The organism is Sphaerisporangium fuscum (genome assembly GCF_018531465.1).
Classification (GTDB): Bacteria; Actinomycetota; Actinomycetes; order Streptosporangiales; family Streptosporangiaceae; genus Sphaerisporangium; species Sphaerisporangium fuscum.
In genome coordinates, this window is record NZ_JAHDTF010000004.1 from 222,828 (window position 1) to 243,830 (window position 21,003).

Genomic DNA, 21,003 nt, shown 5'->3' on the forward strand with positions numbered 1-21,003 from the left:
GCCTCGGCGGGCCGGCCGCGACCAAAGTAGCCCGCGCCGCGTCTTTGGTATCGGCCGCCGTTCGGGCGACGGGCGCCCGCGCGGGGCGGGCCGTACCCTCGGACGAGGGAGGGCTCCGGTCGTGACCGTCGAGGTGGGCCTGGACCACCTATTCGTGATCTTCGTGCGTGGAAGGTTCCGGGCGTGACTGTCGAGGCGCGATGAACGGTTCCGCGACCGTGGCCGAGCGTCCACGGCCCCTCCGCGACCGGCTCGTGGACACCGTCCTGATCCTCTTCGCGGCGGGCTTCGGACTCGTGCTGGCCAGGATGCGCCTGGACACCATGACTGTGCCGAGATGGCTGTTCGACCTCGACCAGGTCATCGGCGCCCTGGGGTGCGCGGCGCTGTGGTGGCGGCGCCGCCGGCCGGTCGAGCTGGCCGTGACGATGGTCGCCTTGTCGGCGTTCTTCGAGCTGGTCGCCGGTCCGATGCTGGTGGCGTTGTTCACGGTCGCCGTGCACCGCCCTCCGCGCACGAGCGCGACCGTCTTCCTGCTGAGCCTGGTCACCGCGGTCGTGTACGTCCTGGCGCGCCCGGAGCCCGACCTGCCCGGGTCCGTCGTGGCGCTGCTGGCCTTCTCCCTCCAGGGTGCCGTCGTCGGCTGGGGGCTGTTCATCCGCCACCGGCGGCAGCTCGTACTGTCGCTGCGCGACCGCGCCGCCAGGGCCGAGACCGAGGCGCTGCTCCGCGCCGAGCAGGCCCAGCTCCTCGCCCGGGAGGCACTCGCCCGGGACATGCACGACGTGCTCGGCCACAGGTTGTCGCTGCTGAGCGTCCACGCCGGAGCCCTGGAGTTCAATCCGGGCGCCACCGCGGAGGACATCGCGCGCGCCGCGAAGGTGATCAGGGAGAGCGCGCACCTGGCGCTGCAGGACCTGCGGGAGGTGGTCGGCGTCCTGCGCGCGCCCGTGGGAGAGATGCCCCAGCCGACCCTGGCCGGGCTCGGGCGGCTGGCCGAGGAGTCCGAGCGTGCCGGGATGAGGGTGGATCTGCGGGTGGAGGTGGCCGGCGACCTCCCCGAGAGCGCCGGCCGTACCGCCTACCGTGTCGTGCAGGAGGCCCTCACCAACGCCCGCAAGCACGCGCCGGGGGCCGAGGTGCGGGCACGGGTGTCGGGCGCGGCCGGTGAGGGCCTGACGGCCGAGGTCCGCAACGGGCCTGGACCGAGGGCCGTGACATCCGCTCCGGGTGGGCCGCCTCCGGGGGCGGGACGGGGGCTGGCGGGCTTGGAGGAGCGCGTCTCCCTCGTGGGCGGGGCCCTGGAGTACGGCCCTACCGAGGAGGGCGGCTGGCAGGTGTCGGCCCACCTTCCCTGGCCCAGGTGACGGGTGACCCGCCCCGCGGGTTTCGACCGATTTCGGTCACGGTTCGTGACAAGGGCGGGCCGGCGGTTTCGGTGGTGGTTCCGGAGGCGGGGGAGCTTGGGCGGGGGTTCCGGGCCGGGGCGTGAGGGGTCGGGCGACGAGGGGCGAAGCGTCCGGAGATCTCACTAGAAGAACATTTTGTCGTGGTTTCCGTCATCCATGATCTGTCCTCGTCGCGAACAGGAAAAGCGGGGGCCCGGAAATAATCGGTGACGGAACGTGCCCAATCGGTTTCGCGAAGTGGCCCAGAGGTCGTACCCTCCCATAGTGACCTCTTGGGGGTTTACTTGCCTATGACGGACCCATCCGACACGCGCGACAAGGCGCCGCGGCGGTTCTCCCCGCTGTGGACCTACCTGACCGGGGTCGTCGTCTCCGGGTTCGCGGCGCTGCTGGCCGCGGAATTCCAGCTCGGTCTCCACGAACTGGCGACCCTGGCGCGCACGCCGCTGTTCTGGGTGCTCACGGCGCTCGTCGTGCTGGGCGAGCTGCGGCCGATCGTGGTCTCCACCTCCCGGCTGGCCAGCGGGACGGCCACCTCGGCGCTGTTCACCTTCGCCGTGCTGCTGTACCACGGGCTGTCCGTCGCCGTGCTGATCCACACTCTCGCGCTGGTCGTCAGCGGCCTGTTCCGCCGCCGTTCCTGGCACCGCACGCTGTTCAACGTCGCCCAGGTGACCCTGGCCTCGACGGCGTCGGCGGTCGTGCTCGGCGCCTTCGGGCACCATCCCCATCCGGACCAGCCCTGGGTGCCGGAGGGCGGCGACATCGCGGTCGTCGCGCTCGCCGCCGTGGCGTACTTCCTGATGCGCGGCGTGCTGGTGTGCGCGGCGGTGGCCCTGCACGAACGGCGGTCGCTGCTGCGGGTGCTGCGGGCCACGATCGGCCACCAGAGCCTGGTGTACACCGCCCTGCTCGGCCTCGCCCCGCTGGTCGTCGTCGTGATGAGCCGGTCACCGGCCCTGGTCCCGCTGTTCGTGGCCCCGCTCGCGGCGATGTACTTCACGGCCTCGCTGTCGATGCGCCGCGACCACCAGGCCATGCACGACGGGCTGACGTCCCTGCCGAACCGCAAGCTGCTGATCCTCCGCACCGAGGAGGCGCTCGCCGAGGCCCGCGACGACGAGCGGGTCGGCCTGCTCCTGCTCGACCTCGACCGGTTCAAGGAGGTCAACGACACCCTCGGGCATCCGGTCGGCGACCGGCTGCTGCAGATCGTCGCCCACCGCCTGACGCACAGCGTGCGGCCGGGGGACGTGGTGGCGCGGCTCGGCGGCGACGAGTTCGCCGTGCTGCTGCCGACCGTCCGGGACGCCGCCGCCGCCCGCGAGGTGGCCGCCCGCCTGCGGGTGGCGCTCACCGAGCCCGTACGGCTGGAGGGCATGACCTTCGACGTCGACGCCTCGGTCGGGATCGCGCTGTACCCCGACCACGCGCCGGACTTCGAACTGCTCCTCCAGCGTTCGGACGTGGCCATGTACTTCGCCAAGGAGGGCCGCACCGGGGTCGAGGTCTACATCGCCGAGAAGGACCGCAACTCTCCCGAGCGGCTGAACCTGCTCGGCGACCTGCGCAGGGCGATCGGCGGGGACGATCTCCAGCTGCACTACCAGCCCAAGGTCGAGCTGGCCACGGGCGCGGTGGAGGGCGTGGAGGCGCTGCTGCGCTGGTGGCACCCCGACCGGGGCCCGGTCTCGCCGGACGATTTCATCCCCCTGGCCGAGCAGTCGTACCTGATGCGGCAGATCACCCAGCACGTGATCGACGCCGCGCTGGAGCAGGCGGCCCTGTGGTGGCATTCGGGGATCGAGGTGCCGGTCTCGATCAACGTCTCGGCCCGCGACCTGCTCGACTCGGCACTGCCCGACCTGCTGGAGGCGGGGCTCGACCGCCTCAGGCTGCCGCCGGGGGCGATCCAGCTGGAGGTCACCGAGCGGATCCTGATGACCGACCAGGCGTACACCGCCGACTCGGTGCACGCGCTGGTCGAGCTCGGCATCCCCCTCGCGCTGGACGACTTCGGCACCGGCTACTCCTCGCTGGTCCGCCTCCAGCGGCTCCAGGTGCGCGAGGTCAAGATCGACGGCTCGTTCGTCCAGCGGCTCGGGAAGTCGGTGGACGACGAGCGCATCGTCCGCTCGATCGTCGACCTGGTGCGCTCGCTCGGCCTGCGCTCGGTGGCCGAGGGCGTGGAGACCGAGGAGGTCGCCCAGCGCCTGCGGGAGATGGGCTGCGACGCGGGCCAGGGATGGCGCTTCGCCGAGCCCATGCCCGCCGCCGAGGCGACGGTGTGGCTGCGGGAACGCCTGAACGAGGCGTCGTTCGGCAGGTGCCCGTCGGCCGAGGTGACCACGCTGTGAACGCCGGATGACCGGAGCCGGCCGTGCGATGGATCGACGGCCGGCACCACCGCCTCACCGCGCCGGCGGCGGCCGGGTGCGGATCCGGAAACCCCGGCGTGACCCCGCGGCGGGGCCATGAGCGGTCATGGCCTTGGAGAACGATGGTTAATGGTTCGGCCACGTTCGGTCACGCGCCCTAGGATGACAATGTCCAATTGCCATCCATGAAACGGGTTAACGACTCATGTCCGCCATAACCCGCGACGAGGTCGCTCACCTCGCCCGGCTGTCCCGGCTGGCGCTGGCCGAAGACGAGCTCGACCACTACGCCGCGCAGCTCGACGACATCATCGCCGCGGTCGCGCGCGTCGCCGAGGTCGCCACCGACGACATCCCGCCGTCCTCGCACGCCCTGCCGCTCACGAACGTCTACCGTCCCGACGAGCCGCGGCCCGGCCTCGCTCCGCACGACGCGCTGGCGGCCGCCCCGGCAGTCGAGGACGACCGGTTCCGCGTCCCGCGCATCCTCGGGGAGGAGGCATGAGTCTCACCCGCAAGACCGCTGCGGAGCTCGGCGCCCTGATCGCCTCCGGCGAGGTCTCGGCCGTCGAGGTCACCCAGGCCCACCTCGACCGCATCGCCGAGGTCGACCCGCAGGTCAACGCCTTCCTGCACGTGGCCGCCGAGTCGGCCCTGGAGCAGGCGCGCTCGGTCGACGCCCGGCGCGCCGCCGGCGAGAAGCTCGGCCCGCTCGCGGGCGTGCCGATCGCCCACAAGGACGTCTTCACCACCAAGGACATGCCGACCACGGCCGGATCCAAGATCCTCGAGGGGTACCTCCCGCCGTACGACGCGACCGTGACCGCGCGCCTGCGCGAGGCCGGCCTGGTGATCCTCGGCAAGACGAACCTCGACGAGTTCGCGATGGGATCCTCCACCGAGAACTCCGCCTACGGCCCGACGCGCAACCCGTGGGATCTCGACCGCATCCCCGGAGGTTCCTCCGGCGGTTCGAGCGCGGCCGTGGCGTCCTACCAGGCCCCGCTGTCCACCGGCACCGACACGGGCGGCTCGATCCGCCAGCCCGCCGCCGTCACCGGCATCGTCGGCATGAAGCCCACCTACGGTGGCTCGTCCCGGTACGGCCTGATCGCCTTCGCCTCCTCGCTCGACACGCCGGGCCCGTTCGCCCGTAACGTGCTCGACGCCGCGCTGCTGCACGAGGCCTTCTCCGGGCACGACAGCATGGACTCCACTTCGATCCACGAGGAGGTGCCGCCGGTCGTCGAGGCCGCCAGGCACGGTGACGTGGCCGGGCTGCGGGTCGGCGTGGTCAAGGAGTTCGGTGGCGAGGGGTACCAGCCGGGTGTGCTGGCCCGCTTCCGTGAGGCCGTCGAGCTGCTGGAGTCCCTCGGCGCCAAGGTGGTCGAGATCTCCTGCCCGAACTTCACCTACGCCCTCCCGGCGTACTACCTGATCGCGCCGTCGGAGTGCTCGTCCAACCTCGCCAGGTTCGACGGCATGCGGTACGGCCTGCGCGCCGGCGACGACGGCACCCGCAGCGCCGAGGAGGTCATGGCGCTGACCCGGGCCGCCGGCTTCGGACCGGAGGTCAAGCGGCGCATCATGCTGGGCACCTACGCCCTGTCCAGCGGCTACTACGACGCCTACTACGGCTCGGCGCAGAAGGTCCGCACGCTGATCGCGCGCGACTTCGAGGCGGCCTTCCACCAGGTCGACGTCCTGATCTCGCCCACCACGCCGACCACGGCGTTCCCGATCGGCGAGCGCGCCGACGACCCGATGGCGATGTACCTCGCCGACCTGTGCACCATCCCGGCCAACCTGGCGGGCAACGCCGCGATCTCCGTGCCGTGCGGCCTCGCCGACGAGGACGGCCTGCCGGTCGGCCTGCAGATCATGGCCCCGGTGCTCGGAGACGACCGCTGCTACCGGGTCGGCGCCGCCGTCGAGAAGGCCTTTGAGGACCGCTGGGGCGGCCCGCTGCTGAAGGAGGCTCCGTCCCTGTGACCACCACGCACGATGTGATGCCGTACGACGAGGCGCTGGAGCGCTTCGAGCCGGTGCTCGGCCTGGAGACCCACGTCGAGCTCGGCACGACGTCCAAGATGTTCTGCGGATGCCCCACCGCCTTCGGCGCCCCGCCGAACACCCACGTCTGCCCGGTCTGCCTGGCCCTGCCCGGCGCGCTGCCGGTGGCCAACGACAAGGCGATCGAGTCGACGATCCGCATCGGTCTCGCTCTGAACTGCACGATCGCCGAGTGGTGCAGGTTCGCCCGGAAGAACTACTTCTATCCGGACATGCCGAAGAACTACCAGATCAGCCAGTACGACGAGCCGCTGTGCACCAACGGCTACCTCGACGTCGAGGTGGGCGGCGCCACGGTGCGCGTCGAGATCGAGCGGGTGCACCTGGAGGAGGACACCGGCAAGTCGACCCACGTGGGCGGCGCGACCGGCCGCATCCACGGCGCCGACTACTCCATCGTCGACTACAACCGCGCCGGGATCCCGCTGGTCGAGATCGTCACCAAGCCCATCACGGGCACCGACCGGCTCGCGCCCGAGGTCGCGAGGGCGTACGTCACCGAGCTGCGCGAGCTCATGCGCACCCTCGGGGTGTCCGACGTCCGCATGGAGCAGGGCTCGCTGCGCTGCGACGTCAACGTCTCGCTGATGCCGCGCGGGTCGGACGAGTGGGGCACCCGCACCGAGACCAAGAACGTCAACTCGCTGCGCAGCGTCGAGCGCGCGGTGCGGGGCGAGATCGAGCGGCAGGCGGCGATCCTCGCCGACGGCGGCAAGATCGTGCAGGAGACCCGCCACTTCCACGAGGACACCGGCGCCACCACCTCGGGCCGGTCCAAGGAGGAGGCGCAGGACTACCGCTACTTCCCCGAGCCCGACCTTCTGCCGATCGCCCCGAGCCCGGAGTGGATCGAGGAGCTGCGGTCGGAGCTTCCCGAGCTGCCCACCGCCCGCCGCAGGCGGCTGCAGGCCGAGTGGGGCGTGTCCGACCTCGACATGGCGGCGATGCGCAACGCCGACGCCTTCGAGCTGGTCGAGGCGACGGTCGCCGCGGGCGTGCCCGCCGCCGACGCCCGCAAGTGGTGGATGGGCGAGCTGGCGCGGCGCGCCAACGAGTCCGGTGTGGCCCTCGCCGACCTTCCGATCACGCCCGCGCAGATCGCCCGGGTGGTCGAGCTGGTCGCGTCCGGTGCGCTGAACGACAAGCTGGCACGCCAGGTGCTCGAAGGCGTGCTGGCGGGGGAGGGCTCCCCCGACGAGGTCGTCGCGGCCCGGGGCCTCCAGATCGTCAGCGACGAGGGCGAGCTGGCGTCGATCATCGACCAGGTGCTCGAGGCGAACGCCGACGCGGCCGACAAGGTCCGCTCCGGCAAGATCGCCGCCGTCGGCGCCCTGGTCGGCGGCGTGATGAAGGCCAGCCGCGGCAAGGCCGACGCCGCTCGTGCCCGCGAACTGATCCTCGAGAAGCTCGGCGTCGCCGAGTAGGTCGTCCCGTCCCGCCCGCCTCCCGGAGATCCGCTCGGTCTCCAGGAGGCGGGCGGGTCTTCTTGGGCGACGTCCACCCGGGCGGGGCGGTCAATGGGCTCAGTGCGGCCCGTTTTGCTCCTTATGCACGATTTCTTTGGTACTTAGTACGGGTTTCAATGTTAAGTCGTCATACGTGGGGTGGAATTCGTCCACCGATGTAGAAGAATTTCGGAGGGGCTGTGGTTTAGGGTGATGTGGGGGAAATCGGTACGGAGCGGGAGGAGACGAGGGCGTGCGCAACGCCGGACCGTCCATCGACCCGCCGCCCGACCCGTTCGCGGCGGTGCGTCCGGAGTCTTCCGATGCCGTGCCCGCCGAGGGCGAGGATTCCACCGACCGCACCATCCCGGGAGTGGATACCAGCAGACAGGGTGCGCCCGGAACCGGCCGTAAAAAGCTTCCTCGCGGCGTTTCACCCTTGCCGCCTGGCGTATCCCCCGAAATATTCGCTCCGCCACCGCGCCCGGCTCGGCCGAGCCCTCGCAGATCCGCGAACTCCGGCAAGCCGACCAGCCTCCCGCCTCCGGCGCCGCCCGCCGAGCCGTGGCCCATCGCCGAGAGCCGGCGCGCCCGCCGGGGGGCCGAGCGCGCCAAGGCCGAGGCGACGGTCGTCATCACGGCCGATCCCGAACCGGCCGCCCCCAACACACGGCTTCGCACGCTGCTGCTGGTGGCCGGCGGGTTCTGCCTGCTCTTCCTGCTCGCCTACGGGGTCCCCGCGACGTACATGTGGGGCAAGGTGCTGCCGGGCACCCGCGTCGGCTCGGTGAACATCGGCGGCCTGAGCGAGACCCAGGCCATCGACCGCCTCCGTCAGCGTTTCGACGGCAACGACCAGCAGGTGATCGGGCTGTTCCTGAACGGCCGGCGCATCGACACGCTGGACCCGCGCGACGCCGGCCTGACGATCGACGCCCAGGCCACCGTCGCCGAGGCGCAGACCGGCTACCCGAGCCCCGCAGCGGTCTGGCAGGCCATGACCGGAGACCGTCATCTGCCGCTCCGGCTCTCCCTGAACTCCGACAAGTTCGCCCGCCGCATCCGCGAGATCGCCAAGCAGGTCGACCGGCCCGCCGCCGAGGGGAAGATCCTTTACGAAGGCACCGTCCCGAAGGTGATCCCGCCCAAGGAGGGGATGGTCCTCGACCGGCCGGCGACCGGCGAGGCGATCAAGCGCGCCTTCGCCAACATCCCGGCCTCGGTCAGCCTGATCGTCACACCCGACCACCCCAAGGCGAAGGAGCGGGCCTTCACCGACGCCATGGAGACGGCGCGACGGGCGGTCTCCTCCCCGATCACCCTGGTGAACGGCGGCCGGAGCGCCCACCTGTCCACCAAGGTCATCGCGGCCCACCTCACCTTCGAGGCCGACGATCACGGGACCGTCGGGCCGAGGTTCGACGCCGCCAAGGCGGTCGCCGGCCTGGAGACCAGGCTCGTCGGCGTCGCCGCGGCACCGCGTGAGGCGGGCTTCACGATCGAGAACGGCAAGCCCAAGCTCGTACACGCCCATGTCGGCAAGGGGATCGACGCCGCCGCGCTGGCGGGAGCGGTGGTCAAGGTCGTCACCCAGGGCGGCAGCCGTACGATCCCGGTGTCCCTCGCCATCACCCGGCCCCAGCTGACCGACGAGGGCGCCCTGAAGCTCGGCGTGCATGAGAAGGTCGCCGAGTTCACCACCTACTTCCCCTGCTGCGCCCCCAGGGTGACCAACATCCGCAAGGCCGCCGAGCTGGTGGACGGCATGCTGGTGAAGCCGGGGGAGACCTTCTCGCTGAACGCCGTCGTCGGTGACCCGGACCCCGAGCGGGGCTTCGTTCCCGCGCAGTCCGTCGAGGGCGACCGGCTGGTCGTCGCGACGGGCGGCGGCATCTCCCAGCTCGCCGGCACCATGTACAACGCGGTCTTCCTCGCCGGCCTCCAAGAGATCGACCGCAGCCCGCACGCCTTCTACATCTCGCGCTTCCCCGCCGGAAGGGACGCCACCGTGGCCTACCCCGACCCGGACCTGCAGTGGCGCAACGACACCGACAACGGGGTACTGATCGACACGTCCGTCTCCGACACCTCGGTGACGGTGGCCCTGTGGAGCACCAAGAAGTACGACCGGATCGAGGCGGAGACCTCCGACCGGACCGCCGTGACCCAGCCGGAGACCATCTACGACGACACCCCGGGCTGCATCCCGATGGAGGGCGGGCCGGGGTTCACCGTCACCGTCGTCCGGGTGTTCTACAAGGACGGCAAGGAGTTCATGCGGGACAAGCCCCGCACCACCGTGTACGACCCCCAGCCGAAGGTCGTGTGCGAGCAGAGGCACTCGGCCTCCTCCGAGGCGACGTCCTCGGCGGACGGCGGCGTGGACAGGACGGCGTTCAGGCTCTCCGACGACGGCTGGGAGATCCAGGCGGAGCCCACCGCCGCCACGAACCCGGGCTGAGCGACCTACGGCGGCGCCGGAGCCACCCCGGAGGGTTCGGCTAATGGGTGCCGAGTGGGACGAGCAGGATGTGGTCGTCGCCCGGCTTGGGGTCGCCGCGGCCGTCCTTGTTGCTCGTCCCGAGGTACAACCCTCCCTTCGGGGACGTCGCCACCGCGCGCAGCCGGCCGTACCGGTCCTCGAACCACGGGACGGGCTTGCCCACGCGGCCGTCGCCGGTCAGCGGGACCTGCCAGAGGCGCCGGCCGCGCAGCGCCGCGACCCACAGCGAACCGTCGGCGTAGGCCATGCCGGAGGGGGAGGCCTCGGAGGTACGCCAGGTGAGCAGCGGGTCGGTGTAGCGGCCGTCGCCGCCGAAGCCCTCGACCTCGGGCCAGCCGTAGTTGTGGCCCTTCTGGATGCGGTTGACCTCGTCCCAGGTGTCCTGGCCGAACTCCGAGGCGTACATGCGCCCCTGCGGGTCCCAGGCCATGCCCTGGACGTTGCGGTGGCCGTAGGTCCACACCAGTGTGCCGAACGGGTTGCCCGGCGCGGGTTTCCCGTCCTGGGTCATGCGCAGGATCTTGCCGGCCAGGGAGTTCTTGTCCTGTGCGAGCGACCGCTCGCCGGTCTCGCCGGTGGAGGCGTAGAGGTGGCCGTCGGGGCCGAACGCCAGGCGGCCCCCGTTGTGGATGTTCCCCTTCGGGATGCCGCTGACGATGGTCACCGGGTCCGTCAGGCCGCCGTCGTAGCGGTAGCGCACAATGCGGTTGTCGGAGGCCGAGGTGAAGTACACGAAGACATGGTGATCCCGGCCGAACCTGGGGGAGACGGCGACGCCGAGCAGGCCGCCCTCCCCGCTCGGGGACGCGCCCTGGACGACCCCCACCTCGCTCGCCTTGCCGGCGGGGGTGACGCGTAGCAGGCGCGCCGAGTCGCGTTCGGTCACCAGCGCGTCGCCGCCGGGCAGGAAGGCCATGCCCCACGGTACGGCCAGGCCTTCGACCAGCGTCCGCGGGGTGCCGGGCGCGGGGCGCGCGGGGTCGTCGGTGAGCCGGGACGGCGCCGCCGTGCCGCCGTCCTTCCCCGCGTCCGATAGGCCGGTACGACCGGTCGTCCCGTCCGTGCGGGCGGCCGTCCCGGCCGTGCACCCGCCGAGCAGCGCGACCGTCACCGCCGTCGCCAGTGCCCGTCCGGCGGCGGTACGTGGGCGCGACGATTGCTTCGCCATGATGAAACCTCCTCCGTGACTCCATACTCCTGCCCCGGAGGCGAGGTTCACGGCCTCGGGAGGGCCTGGTTAGGGTTAACGGTCATGAAGATTTGGGCTCCGTCGCAGGCCATCGCCGAAGTCTTGACCGACCTTCCCGACGTGGAGTGCGTGCTCTACGACGGCGGCCCGCTGCCGCCGGAGGGCGCCGAGGAGGTCGAGGTGTGGATCCCTCCGCTGATCCCCCCGCGTCCGACCCCCGAGCTGCTCAAGCGCATGTCCGGGCTCCGCCTCCTGCAGACCGTGACGGCCGGCGTGGACCCCTACCTCCCTCACCTGCCCGAGGGGGCCGTCCTGTGCAACGCGCGCGGGGTGCACGAAGCGGGGACGGCCGAGTGGGCGGTGGGGGCCATGATCGCGGTGCTGCGCGACTTCCCCGCCTTCACGGCGGCCCAGGAGCGCGGCGAGTGGGCCTACCACCACACGGGCGTGCTGGCCGACTCGACGGTGCTGATCGTGGGGTACGGCTCCATCGGCCAGGCGCTGGAGCGCCGCCTCGAGGGGTTCGAGGTGGAGGTCGTCCGGGTGGCGCGCTCGGCCCGCGAGGGGGTGCACGGCGAGGACGAACTGCCCCGCCTGCTGCCGGAGGCCGACGTCGTGGTGCTGCTGGTGCCCTCGACCACGGGCACGGCCCGCCTGGTGGACGCCGGCTTCCTCGAGCGGATGAAGGACGGCGCTCTGCTGGTCAACGCCGCCCGCGGCCCCGTGGTCGACACCGACGCGCTGGTGGCCGAGCTCCGGAAGGGACGGCTGCGGGCCGCCCTCGATGTGACCGACCCCGAGCCGCTTCCCCCGGGCCACCCCTTGTGGACGGCTCCCGGGGTCTTCATCACCCCCCATGTGGCCGGCAGCACCCCCGCCTCCGTGCGGCGCACCCGTAAACTCGTCCGGTCTCAAATATTGAGATACATGTCCGGGGAACCGCTGAACAACGTGATCACGGGCTCCTACTGACAGCCTTGACATCGCTTCCTGACTGCGACCGATAGAAAAGCAAACCCGTACCGTGGCTGCCTCGTGACCTCGCATGCGTACGGTGAGTCCTAATCGCGCCACCGATCCGCGGTTATCAGATCGGTGACGACTGAGCGGTTGCCGCCTCCTGCGCCGCCGGGCGGGCGCGACACTGGCGATGTGACAGGGATGAGCCGCATGGGCGACGATGTTGAACGGCCTTCGTGACCCAAGGGTCCCGTTGACCGCCGCCGCCGGGCTCGGCGCGGTGGCCCTTGCGGCTGCCCTGCTGGTCGACGGGCACTCCACCGTCGTCACGGCGGTGGCCGGGGTGGTGACGGGCCTCGTCGCGGCCGTCTCGCTCCTGGTCGCCTCCGTGCGGATCACGCCGCGCTCGCCGCGCCGGTCCTCCTCGTGGCGCTGGCTCGCCTCGGGCGCGATCACCTGGCTGGTGGGCGTCGGGGTACGGCCGGTGGCCGACGGCACGCCGTTCGCGCTCACCTTCGCCGACGTGCTGTCGCTCGTCGGCACCCTGCTGCTCGCCATCGGCGCCGGACGCAGCGCGCGCCGGCCCGCGTACGGCAGGTCGCTGCTCCACTACGTCACCAACGCCTACGTCGGCGCGGCGTCGCTGTTCACGATCGGCTGGGTCACGTTACTGGCGCCCGTCTACGCCAAGGCCGACGAGCCCATCACGCTCGCGTCCCCGGTGCTGTGCCTGGCCGCGACCTGCGCCGTGGCGCCCGCCGTGCTGGCAGCGCGCTCCGCCGGCAGACGGGTCGGGCTGGCCGCGCTGCTCGCGCTGGCGGCGATCACCGTGGAGGAGTTCGCCACGGCGGTCTCCCGCATGACCGGCGGGGGCGCGCCGCCCGTGGTCGCGGGCATGGTGGCCCCGGTGGCGTTCCTGCTGCTCGCGGCCGTGCCGTGGGCGGGCGACCGCTCACGCCCGGCCCGTCCCGCCGCCTGGCTGATCGTCGAGGGGGCGCCGCTCGTGCTCGCGGCGGTGGCCACCGTCGTCCTCGCCGTGAAGGTGCTCACGAGCAGGCCCGGACCGCCGGTGGCCGTGCTGCCGATCGTCGCCGGTTCGGTGGTGCTCGTGCTGCTCGCCAAGGTCTTCGTGCTGTCCCTGGAGGCCACGAGCATGCGCGGCACGGTCGAGTCCGGCGAGCGCCGGCTCATGCACCTGGCCGAGAACGCCGGGGACGTCGTCCTCGTCTGCGACCACGACGGCATGATCCGCGAGATGGGGGCCGGGGTCGAGACCCTGTACGGCTACCGTCCCGACGAGCTGGTGGGGCGCTCGATCTTCGACTACGTCCACTCGGAGGACGCGCCGGGCGTGCAGGTCGCGCTGCGGACGATGACCGCCGACGACGAGGCGGCGTCCGAACGGCAGGGCGCGTGCCGCGTCTCCTGCCGCGTACGCGCCGCCGACGGCACCTGGCGGCCCGCCGAGTCCGTCGCCACCCGCCACCCCCACGAGGGGGAGGACCTCGTCCTCATCTCCACCCGCGACGTCAGCGACCAGGTGGCCCTGCGCAACCAGGTCGCCCACCTGACCTTCCATGACGGCGTCACCGGCCTGCCCAACCGCGCCTACTTCGAGGAGCGCACCCGCGAGGTCCTGGCGCGCAAGGCGTCGGGCCGCACCGTGGTGGTCTTCGTCGACCTCGACGGGTTCACCGGCGTCAACGACTCCGTCGGCCACGCCAGTGGCGACTACCTCCTCAGCCAGGCCGCGCGGCGGCTGCGTTCGGCGGTGCGCTCCGACGACACCCTGGCCCGGTGGGGCGGCGACGAGTTCGCCGTGCTCCTGGAGTCCGGTTCGGGCGGTTCCGGCGGCTCGGGCACGACCGACGCGCAGTCGGCCATCGACCTGGCCGAGCGGCTGGTGCGGGCGGTCTCCTCCGAGCCGTTCCGCGTCGCCGACCGCGACATCGCGCTCACCGCCAGCGTCGGGGTCGCCTTCGCCGAGGACGGCGTGCCCGCGGGCGACCTCATCCGCAACGCCGACGTCGCCATGACCCGCGCCAAGGAGCTCGGCGGGCGCCGGGTCGAGGTGTTCGCCGCCCACATGCACGCCGACGTCGTACGACGCCTGGAGCTCGCCGCCGACCTCCAGCGGGCGCTGCTCGCCGGCCAGTTCGCCGTCGAGTACCAGCCGGTGGTCGACCTCGCGACCTCCCGCGTGACGGCCGTGGAGGCCCTGGTGCGGTGGTGGCGCGGGAGCACGTTCGTCCCGCCGCAGCAGTTCCTCGGCGCGGCCGAGGACACCGGGCTGATCGTCCCGCTGAGCGAGTGGATCCTGCGTGAGGCGTGCCGCGAGGTGGCCGCCTGGCGGGCCTCCTCCTGGGACATCGGGCTGTCGCTCAACCTGTCCACCCGGCAGATCACCGCGCCCCGGTTCGTCGAGACCGTACGGTCGGCGCTCGACGAGAGCGGCCTGCCCCCCAGCGCCCTCACCCTCGAAGTGATCGAGGAGATGCTCGTCGAGGACGCCGAGGAGGTCGTCAAGCGCCTCACCGAGCTGCGCGCCCTCGGCGTGCGGCTGGCCATCGACGACTTCGGCACCGGGTACGCCTCCCTGGCCTTCCTCCGGCAGCTCCCCGTCGACATGATCAAGATCGACCCATCGTTCGTCTCGGGCCTCGGGCGCGACGAGACGCTGTCGCTGCTGACGCGCACCATCGTGCGGCTCGGCCACGACCTCGGGCTGATCGTCGTCGCCGAGGGCATCGAGCGGCCCGAGCAGCTGGAGCTGCTTCGCGAGATGGGCTGCACGCGTGGCCAAGGATTCCTCGTGGCGCGGCCGATGGCGGCCAGGGGCGTCGACTCCCTCATGCGCACGAGCCTGTCGCCGCTGCAGAACACCGCCTGACCTGGAACGCCGCGGCCGGGACGCCGGTCCCGTGCCCCCGGTCGCGGGCACGGCCCGGCATCCCATATCGTGAGACTTGTGTCCGGGGATTTGACACCTCAGATGTGTCAGGGGCTATCGTTGCGGCATGCGTATCACTGGGGACTCGATTGCAGGGCTCATGCGGGCTCTGCCTGAGGGCGTAGTACTTCGCCGGCGCGCAGGTCGCTGACGAAGAGTCCCCAGCCTGCGCGCAGCCCCAGCATCGCCTCTCCGGCGAGCGGGGCATTTTTTATGGCCACACCCAGCTCAGCCACCAAGGAAACGAGCCGATGACCGAAGAGATGACAGGTGCACAGGCCCTTGTGAGGGCGCTGGAGCACGTCGGGGTCGACACGGTGTTCGGGATCCCCGGCGGTGCCATCCTGCCCGCCTACGATCCCCTCTACGACTCGACCAAGGTCCGGCACGTGCTCGTACGGCACGAGCAGGGGGCCGGCCACGCCGCCGAGGGGTACGCGCAGGCGACCGGCAAGGTCGGGGTGTGCATGGCCACCAGCGGCCCCGGCGCCACCAACCTCGTGACCGCCATCGCCGACGCCTACATGGACTCGGTGCCGATCGTCGCGATCACCGGCCAGGTCGTGTCGCCGCTCATCGGCACCGACGCCTTCCAGGAAGCCGACATCTGCGGCATCACCATGCCGATCACCAAGCACAACTTCCTGGTGACCGACGCCGACGACATCCCCCGCATCATCGCCGAGGCGTTCCACATCGCCTCCACGGGTCGTCCCGGTCCCGTGCTGGTCGACATCTCCAAGGACGCCCTGCAGGCGACCACGGCGTTCTCCTGGCCGCCGGTCATGCGCCTGCCGGGCTACCGCCCGGTCACCCGGCCGCACTCCAAGCAGATCAGGGAGGCCGCGCGTCTCCTGGTGGAGTCCAAGCGCCCGGTGCTCTACGTCGGCGGCGGCGTCCACAAGGCGCGCGCGTCGGCCGAGCTGGCCGAGCTGGCCGAGCTCACCGGCATCCCGGTGACCACGACGCTGATGGCCAGGGGCACCTTCCCCGACAGCCACCCCCAGCACCTCGGCATGCCCGGCATGCACGGCACCGTCGCCGCCGTCGGCGCGCTGCAGCGCAGTGACCTGCTCATCGCGCTCGGCACCCGGTTCGACGACCGTGTCACCGGCCGGCTCGACACTTTCGCGCCGCACGCCAAGGTCATCCACGCCGACATCGACCCGGCCGAGATCTCCAAGAACCGCCACGCCGACGTCCCGATCGTGGGCGACTGCCGCGAGGTCCTCACCGAGCTCATCGCGGCGGTGAAGCACGAGCACGCCGAGGGCCGGGTGGGCGACCACACCGCCTGGTGGAAGGTGCTCAACGGCTACAAGGAGACCTACCCGCTCGGGTACGACGCTTTCGAGGACGGCTCCCTGGCCCCGCAGTACGTCATCGAGCGCCTCAGCGAGATCGTCGGTCCCGACGCCTTCTACCTGGCCGGCGTCGGGCAGCACCAGATGTGGGCCGCGCAGTTCGTCAAGTACGAGAACCCCGGCACGTTCATCAACTCCGGTGGCGCGGGCACGATGGGCTTCGCGGTCCCGGCGGCGATGGGCGCCAAGATGGGCCGGCCCGACGCCACCGTCTGGGCCATCGACGGCGACGGCTGCTTCCAGATGACCAACCAGGAGCTCGCCACCTGCGCCCTCGAAGGGGTGCCGATCAAGGTGGCCGTCATCAACAACGGCAACCTCGGCATGGTCCGGCAGTGGCAGACGCTGTTCTATGAGCAGCGCTACTCCAACACCGACCTGCAGACCGTCCGCCGGATTCCCGACTTCGTGAAGCTGGCGGAGGCGTACGGTTGTGTCGGCCTGCGGTGCGAGCGCCCCGAGGACGTCGACGCGACCATCCGCAAGGCCATGGAGGTCAACGACGTCCCCGTGGTGATCGACTTCGTCGTCCACAAGGACGCCATGGTCTGGCCCATGGTGGCCGCCGGAACCGGCAACGACGAGATCAAGATCGCTCGGGACATGGCGCCCGTGTGGGACAACGAGGAGGAGCAGTGAGCCTCACTCAGTCCGCCGTCGGCACGGGTTTCGCAGGAGGGAAGGCATGAGCCGCCACACGCTGTCGGTTCTCGTCGAGAACAAGCCGGGCGTGCTCGCCCGCGTCGCCGCGCTGTTCAGCAGGCGCGGTTTCAACATCGACTCGCTGGCGGTCGGGCCGACGGAGCACGACGACATCTCGCGGATGACCATCGTCGTCAACGTCGCCGAGCTCCCGCTGGAGCAGGTCACCAAGCAGCTCAACAAGCTCGTGAACGTGATCAAGATCGTTGAGCTCGATCCCGCCCAGTCCGTGCAGCGGGAGCTGACCCTCATCAAGGTCAAGGCCGACGCCGAGACCCGGTCCAACGTGCTGGAGCTCGTGCAGCTGTTCCGCGCCCGGTGCGTGGACGTCGCCACGGACGCGGTGACCATCGAGGTCACCGGCACGCCGGACAAGCTCGACGCCTTCATCAGGGTGCTGGAGCCGTTCGGTATCAAGGAGCTCGTCCAGTCCGGCATGGTGGCCATCGGCCGCGGTGCCCGTTCCATCACCGACCGCTCGCTCCGGGCCCTGGACCGCAGCGCGTAAGCCGCAAGGCGTGCGGGTGCGAGCCGTACGAAACCACGAAAGGCAAACCCAGTGACTGAGATCTTCTACGACGACGACGCCGACCTGTCGGTCATCCAGGGCCGGCACGTGGCCGTGCTTGGGTACGGCAGCCAGGGCCACGCCCACGCGCTGTCGCTGCGCGACTCCGGCGTGGACGTCCGTGTCGGTCTTCCCGAGGGCTCCAAGAGCCGCGAGAAGGCCGAGAACGACGGCCTGCGCGTCGTCACCCCGAGCGAGGCGGCCGAAGAGGCCGACCTGATCATGATCCTCGCGCCCGACCACATCCAGCGTCACCTGTACGCCGAGCACGTCGCACCGAACCTCGTCGAGGGCGACGCGCTGTTCTTCGGGCACGGCCTCAACATCCGCTACGGCCTGATCGAGGCGCCCGAGGGCGTCGACGTCGCCATGGTGGCGCCGAAGGGCCCGGGCCACCTGGTCCGCCGCCAGTTCACCGCCGGCCGCGGCGTCCCGTGTCTGGTCGCCGTCGAGCGTGACGCCACCGGCAACGCCTGGCCGCTCGTGCTGTCGTACGCCAAGGCGATCGGCGGCACCCGCGCCGGCGCCCTGAAGACCACCTTCACCGAGGAGACCGAGACCGACCTGTTCGGCGAGCAGGCCGTGCTGTGCGGCGGCGTGTCCGAGCTGATCAAGACCGGTTTCGAGACCCTGGTCGAGGCGGGCTACCAGCCCGAGGTCGCCTACTTCGAGTGCCTCCACGAGATGAAGCTCATCGTCGACCTCATGTACGAGGGCGGCATCTCCAAGATGTACTGGTCGGTCTCCGACACCGCCGAGTACGGCGGCTACTCCCGCGGCCCGCGCGTGGTGACCCCGGAGACCAAGAAGGAGATGCAGCGCATCCTCGGCGAGATCCAGTCCGGCGCGTTCGCCCGTGAGCTGGTCGACGAGTTCGACGGCGGCCAGAGCAACTTCCGCAAGTACCGCGAGGAGCTGGCCGAGCACCCGATCGAGAAGACCGGCGCCAAGCTCCGCCCGATGATGAGCTGGCTCAAGGAGAAGTAAGCCTTTCGCACGGCTTTGTAGAAGACAAACCGGCTCCGTCCCGTTTAGCGTGGGACGGAGCCGGTTTGTCGTTAGAGGGTGGGTCTACCCGCTTTATGGGCTGTGATCAGCACTGGACGGGCTTGAGCCAGGAGCATTCGAGGCCGGTGTCCTCGCCCGTCTGCGGGGAGGCGGTCCTCAGCTGCGGCGCGGTGACGTCCGCCGGGGCGTTGCGGCTGAACTTCGCCAGCCGTACCGCGATGGCGTCCTCCACACTGGTCTTCGGGTTGCCGGTCAGGTATCCGTTGGTCATGATCGAGAACACCAGCGGCTCGCCGTCCGCGCTGGTGACGTAGCCCGACAGGCTGGTCGCGCTGGTCAGCGAGCCGGTCTTGGCGTGCACGTTGTTCGCCGCCGGGGTGCCCGCCATGCGACTGCGCAGGGTGCCGCCCGTCATGCGGTCGGCGTTGCCCGCGATCGGCAGCGCGTCGTACCAGGTCTGGAACCACGGCTTGGACTTCATGGTGATCAGATACGCCGTCAGCTCGCCGGGGGTGAAGCCGTCGAGCCGGGACAGGCCGGAGCCGTCACGCAGCCGCAGGTTCTTCATGCCGTTCTTGTTGGCGAAGGCCCGGGTGACGGCCAGGCCGGCGTCCCAGGTGCCCTTGCCGGAGACCTTGCGGCCCATCGCCTTGGTGAGGATCTCGGCGTGCATGTTGTTGCTGAGCTTCAGGAACGGCACGAGCAGCTGCCCGAGCGGCATCGACTGGTGCTCGGTGACGCTCTTGGCCGCCTCGGGGGCCGCGCCCCGGCCCGTCGGGCCGAGGACCCGCACGCCGTGCTTGGCCAGTGCCTTCCTGAACAGGGAGGCGGCGTACGCCGTCGGGTCCCACACGGCGACCCACTCGTCGTACTTGCCGGCGACCGTGCCGGTGATGACGACCTTGTTGGTGGCGTGCACGCGCTCGACCAGGACGTCGGTCTCGCTGCCGGTGGTGGCGTGGTTCTCGATCTGCAGGTAGTCGGTCTCCGGGGTGGTGGTCACCTTGGCCGGTGCGCCGGGGGCGTCGCCGGGGGAGACCGACACGATCACCGAGCCGGCGTCGTAGTCGGTGTCCGGTGAGGCGGTGAGCGCGGAGATCTGGGCGGCGTAGTAGTACGACTCGTCGTCCCACGCCCAGTCGGTGCCGAGCCGCGCGTCGTCGAACCAGGTGTCGTCGGCGATCAGCTTGCCCGTGACCAGCTTGACGCCCGACTCGGCGACCTTGGCGGCCAGCCCGTCGTAGTCGGCGGCGAGCATGGTGGGGTCGCCGGTGCCCTTGAGGTAGAGGTCTCCGGCGAGGGTCGAGCCGAGGCGGCGCCCGGAGTTCAGCACGCTCGTGGTGAAGCGGTAGTCGAGGCCCAGGGTGTCCACCGCGGCGGCCGAGGTCAGCAGCTTGGTGTTCGAGGCCGGGATGAACACCTTGCCCGGGTCCTGCGCGTAGAGCTGCTCGCCGGTGGCGGCGTTCTTGATCACCACGCCGGCGCGGGCCACGGTGAGGTTGGAGGCGTTGAGGACCTGGTCGATGTCCTTGACCAGGTCGGTGACGCCGGGGGCCGGGTCGTCGGCGTTCGCCGGGGCGACGGCCGCGCCCGATGCCCAGGTCAGGGATAGGGTCAGCAACGCCGCCGTCAGCAGTCCGGCCGGTCGTCGGGGCATCCGCACGGGGTTCCTCCAGAGGTGTGTGGCCCGGATCATGTCGCGATCATCGAGAACCCTCGGCCGGACGGCAATACGGAAATCTTCGTATTTCGCCCGTTTTTGCCGTGGCCGGACACGCGCACGCCCACGGGCCGGGGGCGCGGCGTCGGCTGTGTGGGGAGAGCGTACGTCTACTGCGGGGTGGCGAGCAGGAAGGCGCACTCGCCGAAGGAGATCTCGTCGCCCGCCCGTACGCGTGCCGGACCGACGAGGCGCCAGCCGTTGAGGCGGGTGCCGTTGAGGGAGCCGAGGTCGACCAGGAGCCAGGCCTCGCTCTCGCGGCGCAGCTCGGCGTGCACCCGTGACACGGTGAGATCGGTCAGCACCAGGTCGCAGTCGGAGCCCCGCCCGACGACGTACCGCGTGCGGCTGTCGTCCGGGAGGGCGAGCCGGGGGAGCCGGGGACGCCGCCAGGCGCTCTCCAGGCGCGTGGTCAGATCGGAGATCGACGAGACCGCCTCGGTGAGCCGGCGACGCCACCTGCCACGTGGAGGCAGGTCGGAGACGAGGTCGTTCAGCTCGAAACGACTGCGGGCACGCAGCGCCCGGTCGACGCGGCCGAGGAAGGTGTCGTGTGAGATCTGCCCTTCGACGGCATGATCGCGGAGCTCGTTGATCGCGCGATCACGGTCCCCGTCGGAGGCGCGCACAGGCGGGTGCGTCGAGCTCATGTCCTGAGTATCGGGCTGGCAACGGCTGGGTGTCCAGAATATGCGGGATCTGTTGCGTCGGGCATACTCGGTATGCATACTCGG

At 71.0% G+C, this 21,003-nt stretch carries 14 protein-coding genes; 11 read left to right on the forward strand and 3 right to left on the reverse strand.

What is annotated here, in order from left to right:
- Positions 1-200: 200 nt before the first annotated feature.
- The 6 genes from KIK05_RS06030 (at position 201) to KIK05_RS06055 (ending at position 9,766) form a co-directional block, all read left to right on the forward strand.
- Positions 201-1,367 (forward strand): histidine kinase, encoded by a 1,167-nt coding sequence (locus KIK05_RS06030; protein ID WP_214409548.1) that lies wholly within the window; start codon positions 201-203, stop codon positions 1,365-1,367.
- 332 nt (positions 1,368-1,699) lie between these two features.
- Entirely contained in the window at positions 1,700-3,766 is a 2,067-nt protein-coding gene (locus tag KIK05_RS06035; RefSeq protein ID WP_214409549.1) for a putative bifunctional diguanylate cyclase/phosphodiesterase, read from the forward strand.
- 226 nt (positions 3,767-3,992) lie between these two features.
- Positions 3,993-4,292, forward strand: coding sequence for an Asp-tRNA(Asn)/Glu-tRNA(Gln) amidotransferase subunit GatC (gene gatC / locus KIK05_RS06040; RefSeq protein ID WP_214409550.1), 300 nt, complete (start codon positions 3,993-3,995; stop codon positions 4,290-4,292).
- Positions 4,289-5,779, forward strand: a complete 1,491-nt coding sequence (gatA, locus tag KIK05_RS06045) for an Asp-tRNA(Asn)/Glu-tRNA(Gln) amidotransferase subunit GatA (RefSeq protein ID WP_214409551.1) — start codon at positions 4,289-4,291, stop codon at positions 5,777-5,779. Before gatC ends, gatA begins: the two co-directional genes overlap by 4 nt.
- Entirely contained in the window at positions 5,740-7,284 is a 1,545-nt protein-coding gene (gene gatB / locus KIK05_RS06050) for an Asp-tRNA(Asn)/Glu-tRNA(Gln) amidotransferase subunit GatB (protein WP_284681224.1), read from the forward strand. Before gatA ends, gatB begins: the two co-directional genes overlap by 40 nt.
- A gap of 460 nt (positions 7,285-7,744) precedes the next feature.
- Complete coding sequence (locus tag KIK05_RS06055; RefSeq protein WP_214409552.1) at positions 7,745-9,766, forward strand: VanW family protein; 2,022 nt, start codon at positions 7,745-7,747, stop codon at positions 9,764-9,766.
- Between the two features lie 40 nt (positions 9,767-9,806).
- Here KIK05_RS06055 and KIK05_RS06060 read toward each other — a convergent pair whose 3' ends face one another.
- Entirely contained in the window at positions 9,807-10,976 is a 1,170-nt protein-coding gene (locus KIK05_RS06060; protein ID WP_214409553.1) for a PQQ-dependent sugar dehydrogenase, read from the reverse strand.
- A gap of 84 nt (positions 10,977-11,060) precedes the next feature.
- Between KIK05_RS06060 and KIK05_RS06065 the strand changes: the two genes are divergently transcribed.
- From KIK05_RS06065 to ilvC, 5 genes are all read left to right on the forward strand, one after another.
- Complete coding sequence (locus KIK05_RS06065) at positions 11,061-11,969, forward strand: 2-hydroxyacid dehydrogenase (protein WP_214409554.1); 909 nt, start codon at positions 11,061-11,063, stop codon at positions 11,967-11,969.
- A gap of 208 nt (positions 11,970-12,177) precedes the next feature.
- Entirely contained in the window at positions 12,178-14,847 is a 2,670-nt protein-coding gene (locus KIK05_RS06070) for a putative bifunctional diguanylate cyclase/phosphodiesterase (protein WP_214409555.1), read from the forward strand.
- A gap of 266 nt (positions 14,848-15,113) precedes the next feature.
- Entirely contained in the window at positions 15,114-16,910 is a 1,797-nt protein-coding gene (locus KIK05_RS06075; RefSeq protein WP_308249793.1) for an acetolactate synthase large subunit, read from the forward strand.
- A 46-nt stretch (positions 16,911-16,956) separates the two neighbouring features.
- On the forward strand, positions 16,957-17,481 hold the full coding sequence (gene ilvN, locus KIK05_RS06080) for an acetolactate synthase small subunit (protein WP_214409557.1): 525 nt from the start codon (positions 16,957-16,959) through the stop codon (positions 17,479-17,481).
- Between the two features lie 60 nt (positions 17,482-17,541).
- On the forward strand, positions 17,542-18,528 hold the full coding sequence (ilvC, locus tag KIK05_RS06085) for a ketol-acid reductoisomerase (RefSeq protein ID WP_214409795.1): 987 nt from the start codon (positions 17,542-17,544) through the stop codon (positions 18,526-18,528).
- A gap of 106 nt (positions 18,529-18,634) precedes the next feature.
- Here ilvC and dacB read toward each other — a convergent pair whose 3' ends face one another.
- Together dacB and KIK05_RS06095 are read right to left on the reverse strand one after the other, a co-directional pair.
- Positions 18,635-20,206: a D-alanyl-D-alanine carboxypeptidase/D-alanyl-D-alanine endopeptidase gene (gene dacB / locus KIK05_RS06090; RefSeq protein WP_214409558.1), complete on the reverse strand. Its 1,572-nt coding sequence runs from the start codon at positions 20,204-20,206 to the stop codon at positions 18,635-18,637.
- Positions 20,207-20,379: 173 nt separating this feature from the next.
- Complete coding sequence (locus tag KIK05_RS06095; protein WP_214409559.1) at positions 20,380-20,919, reverse strand: FHA domain-containing protein; 540 nt, start codon at positions 20,917-20,919, stop codon at positions 20,380-20,382.
- Positions 20,920-21,003 lie beyond the last annotated feature (84 nt).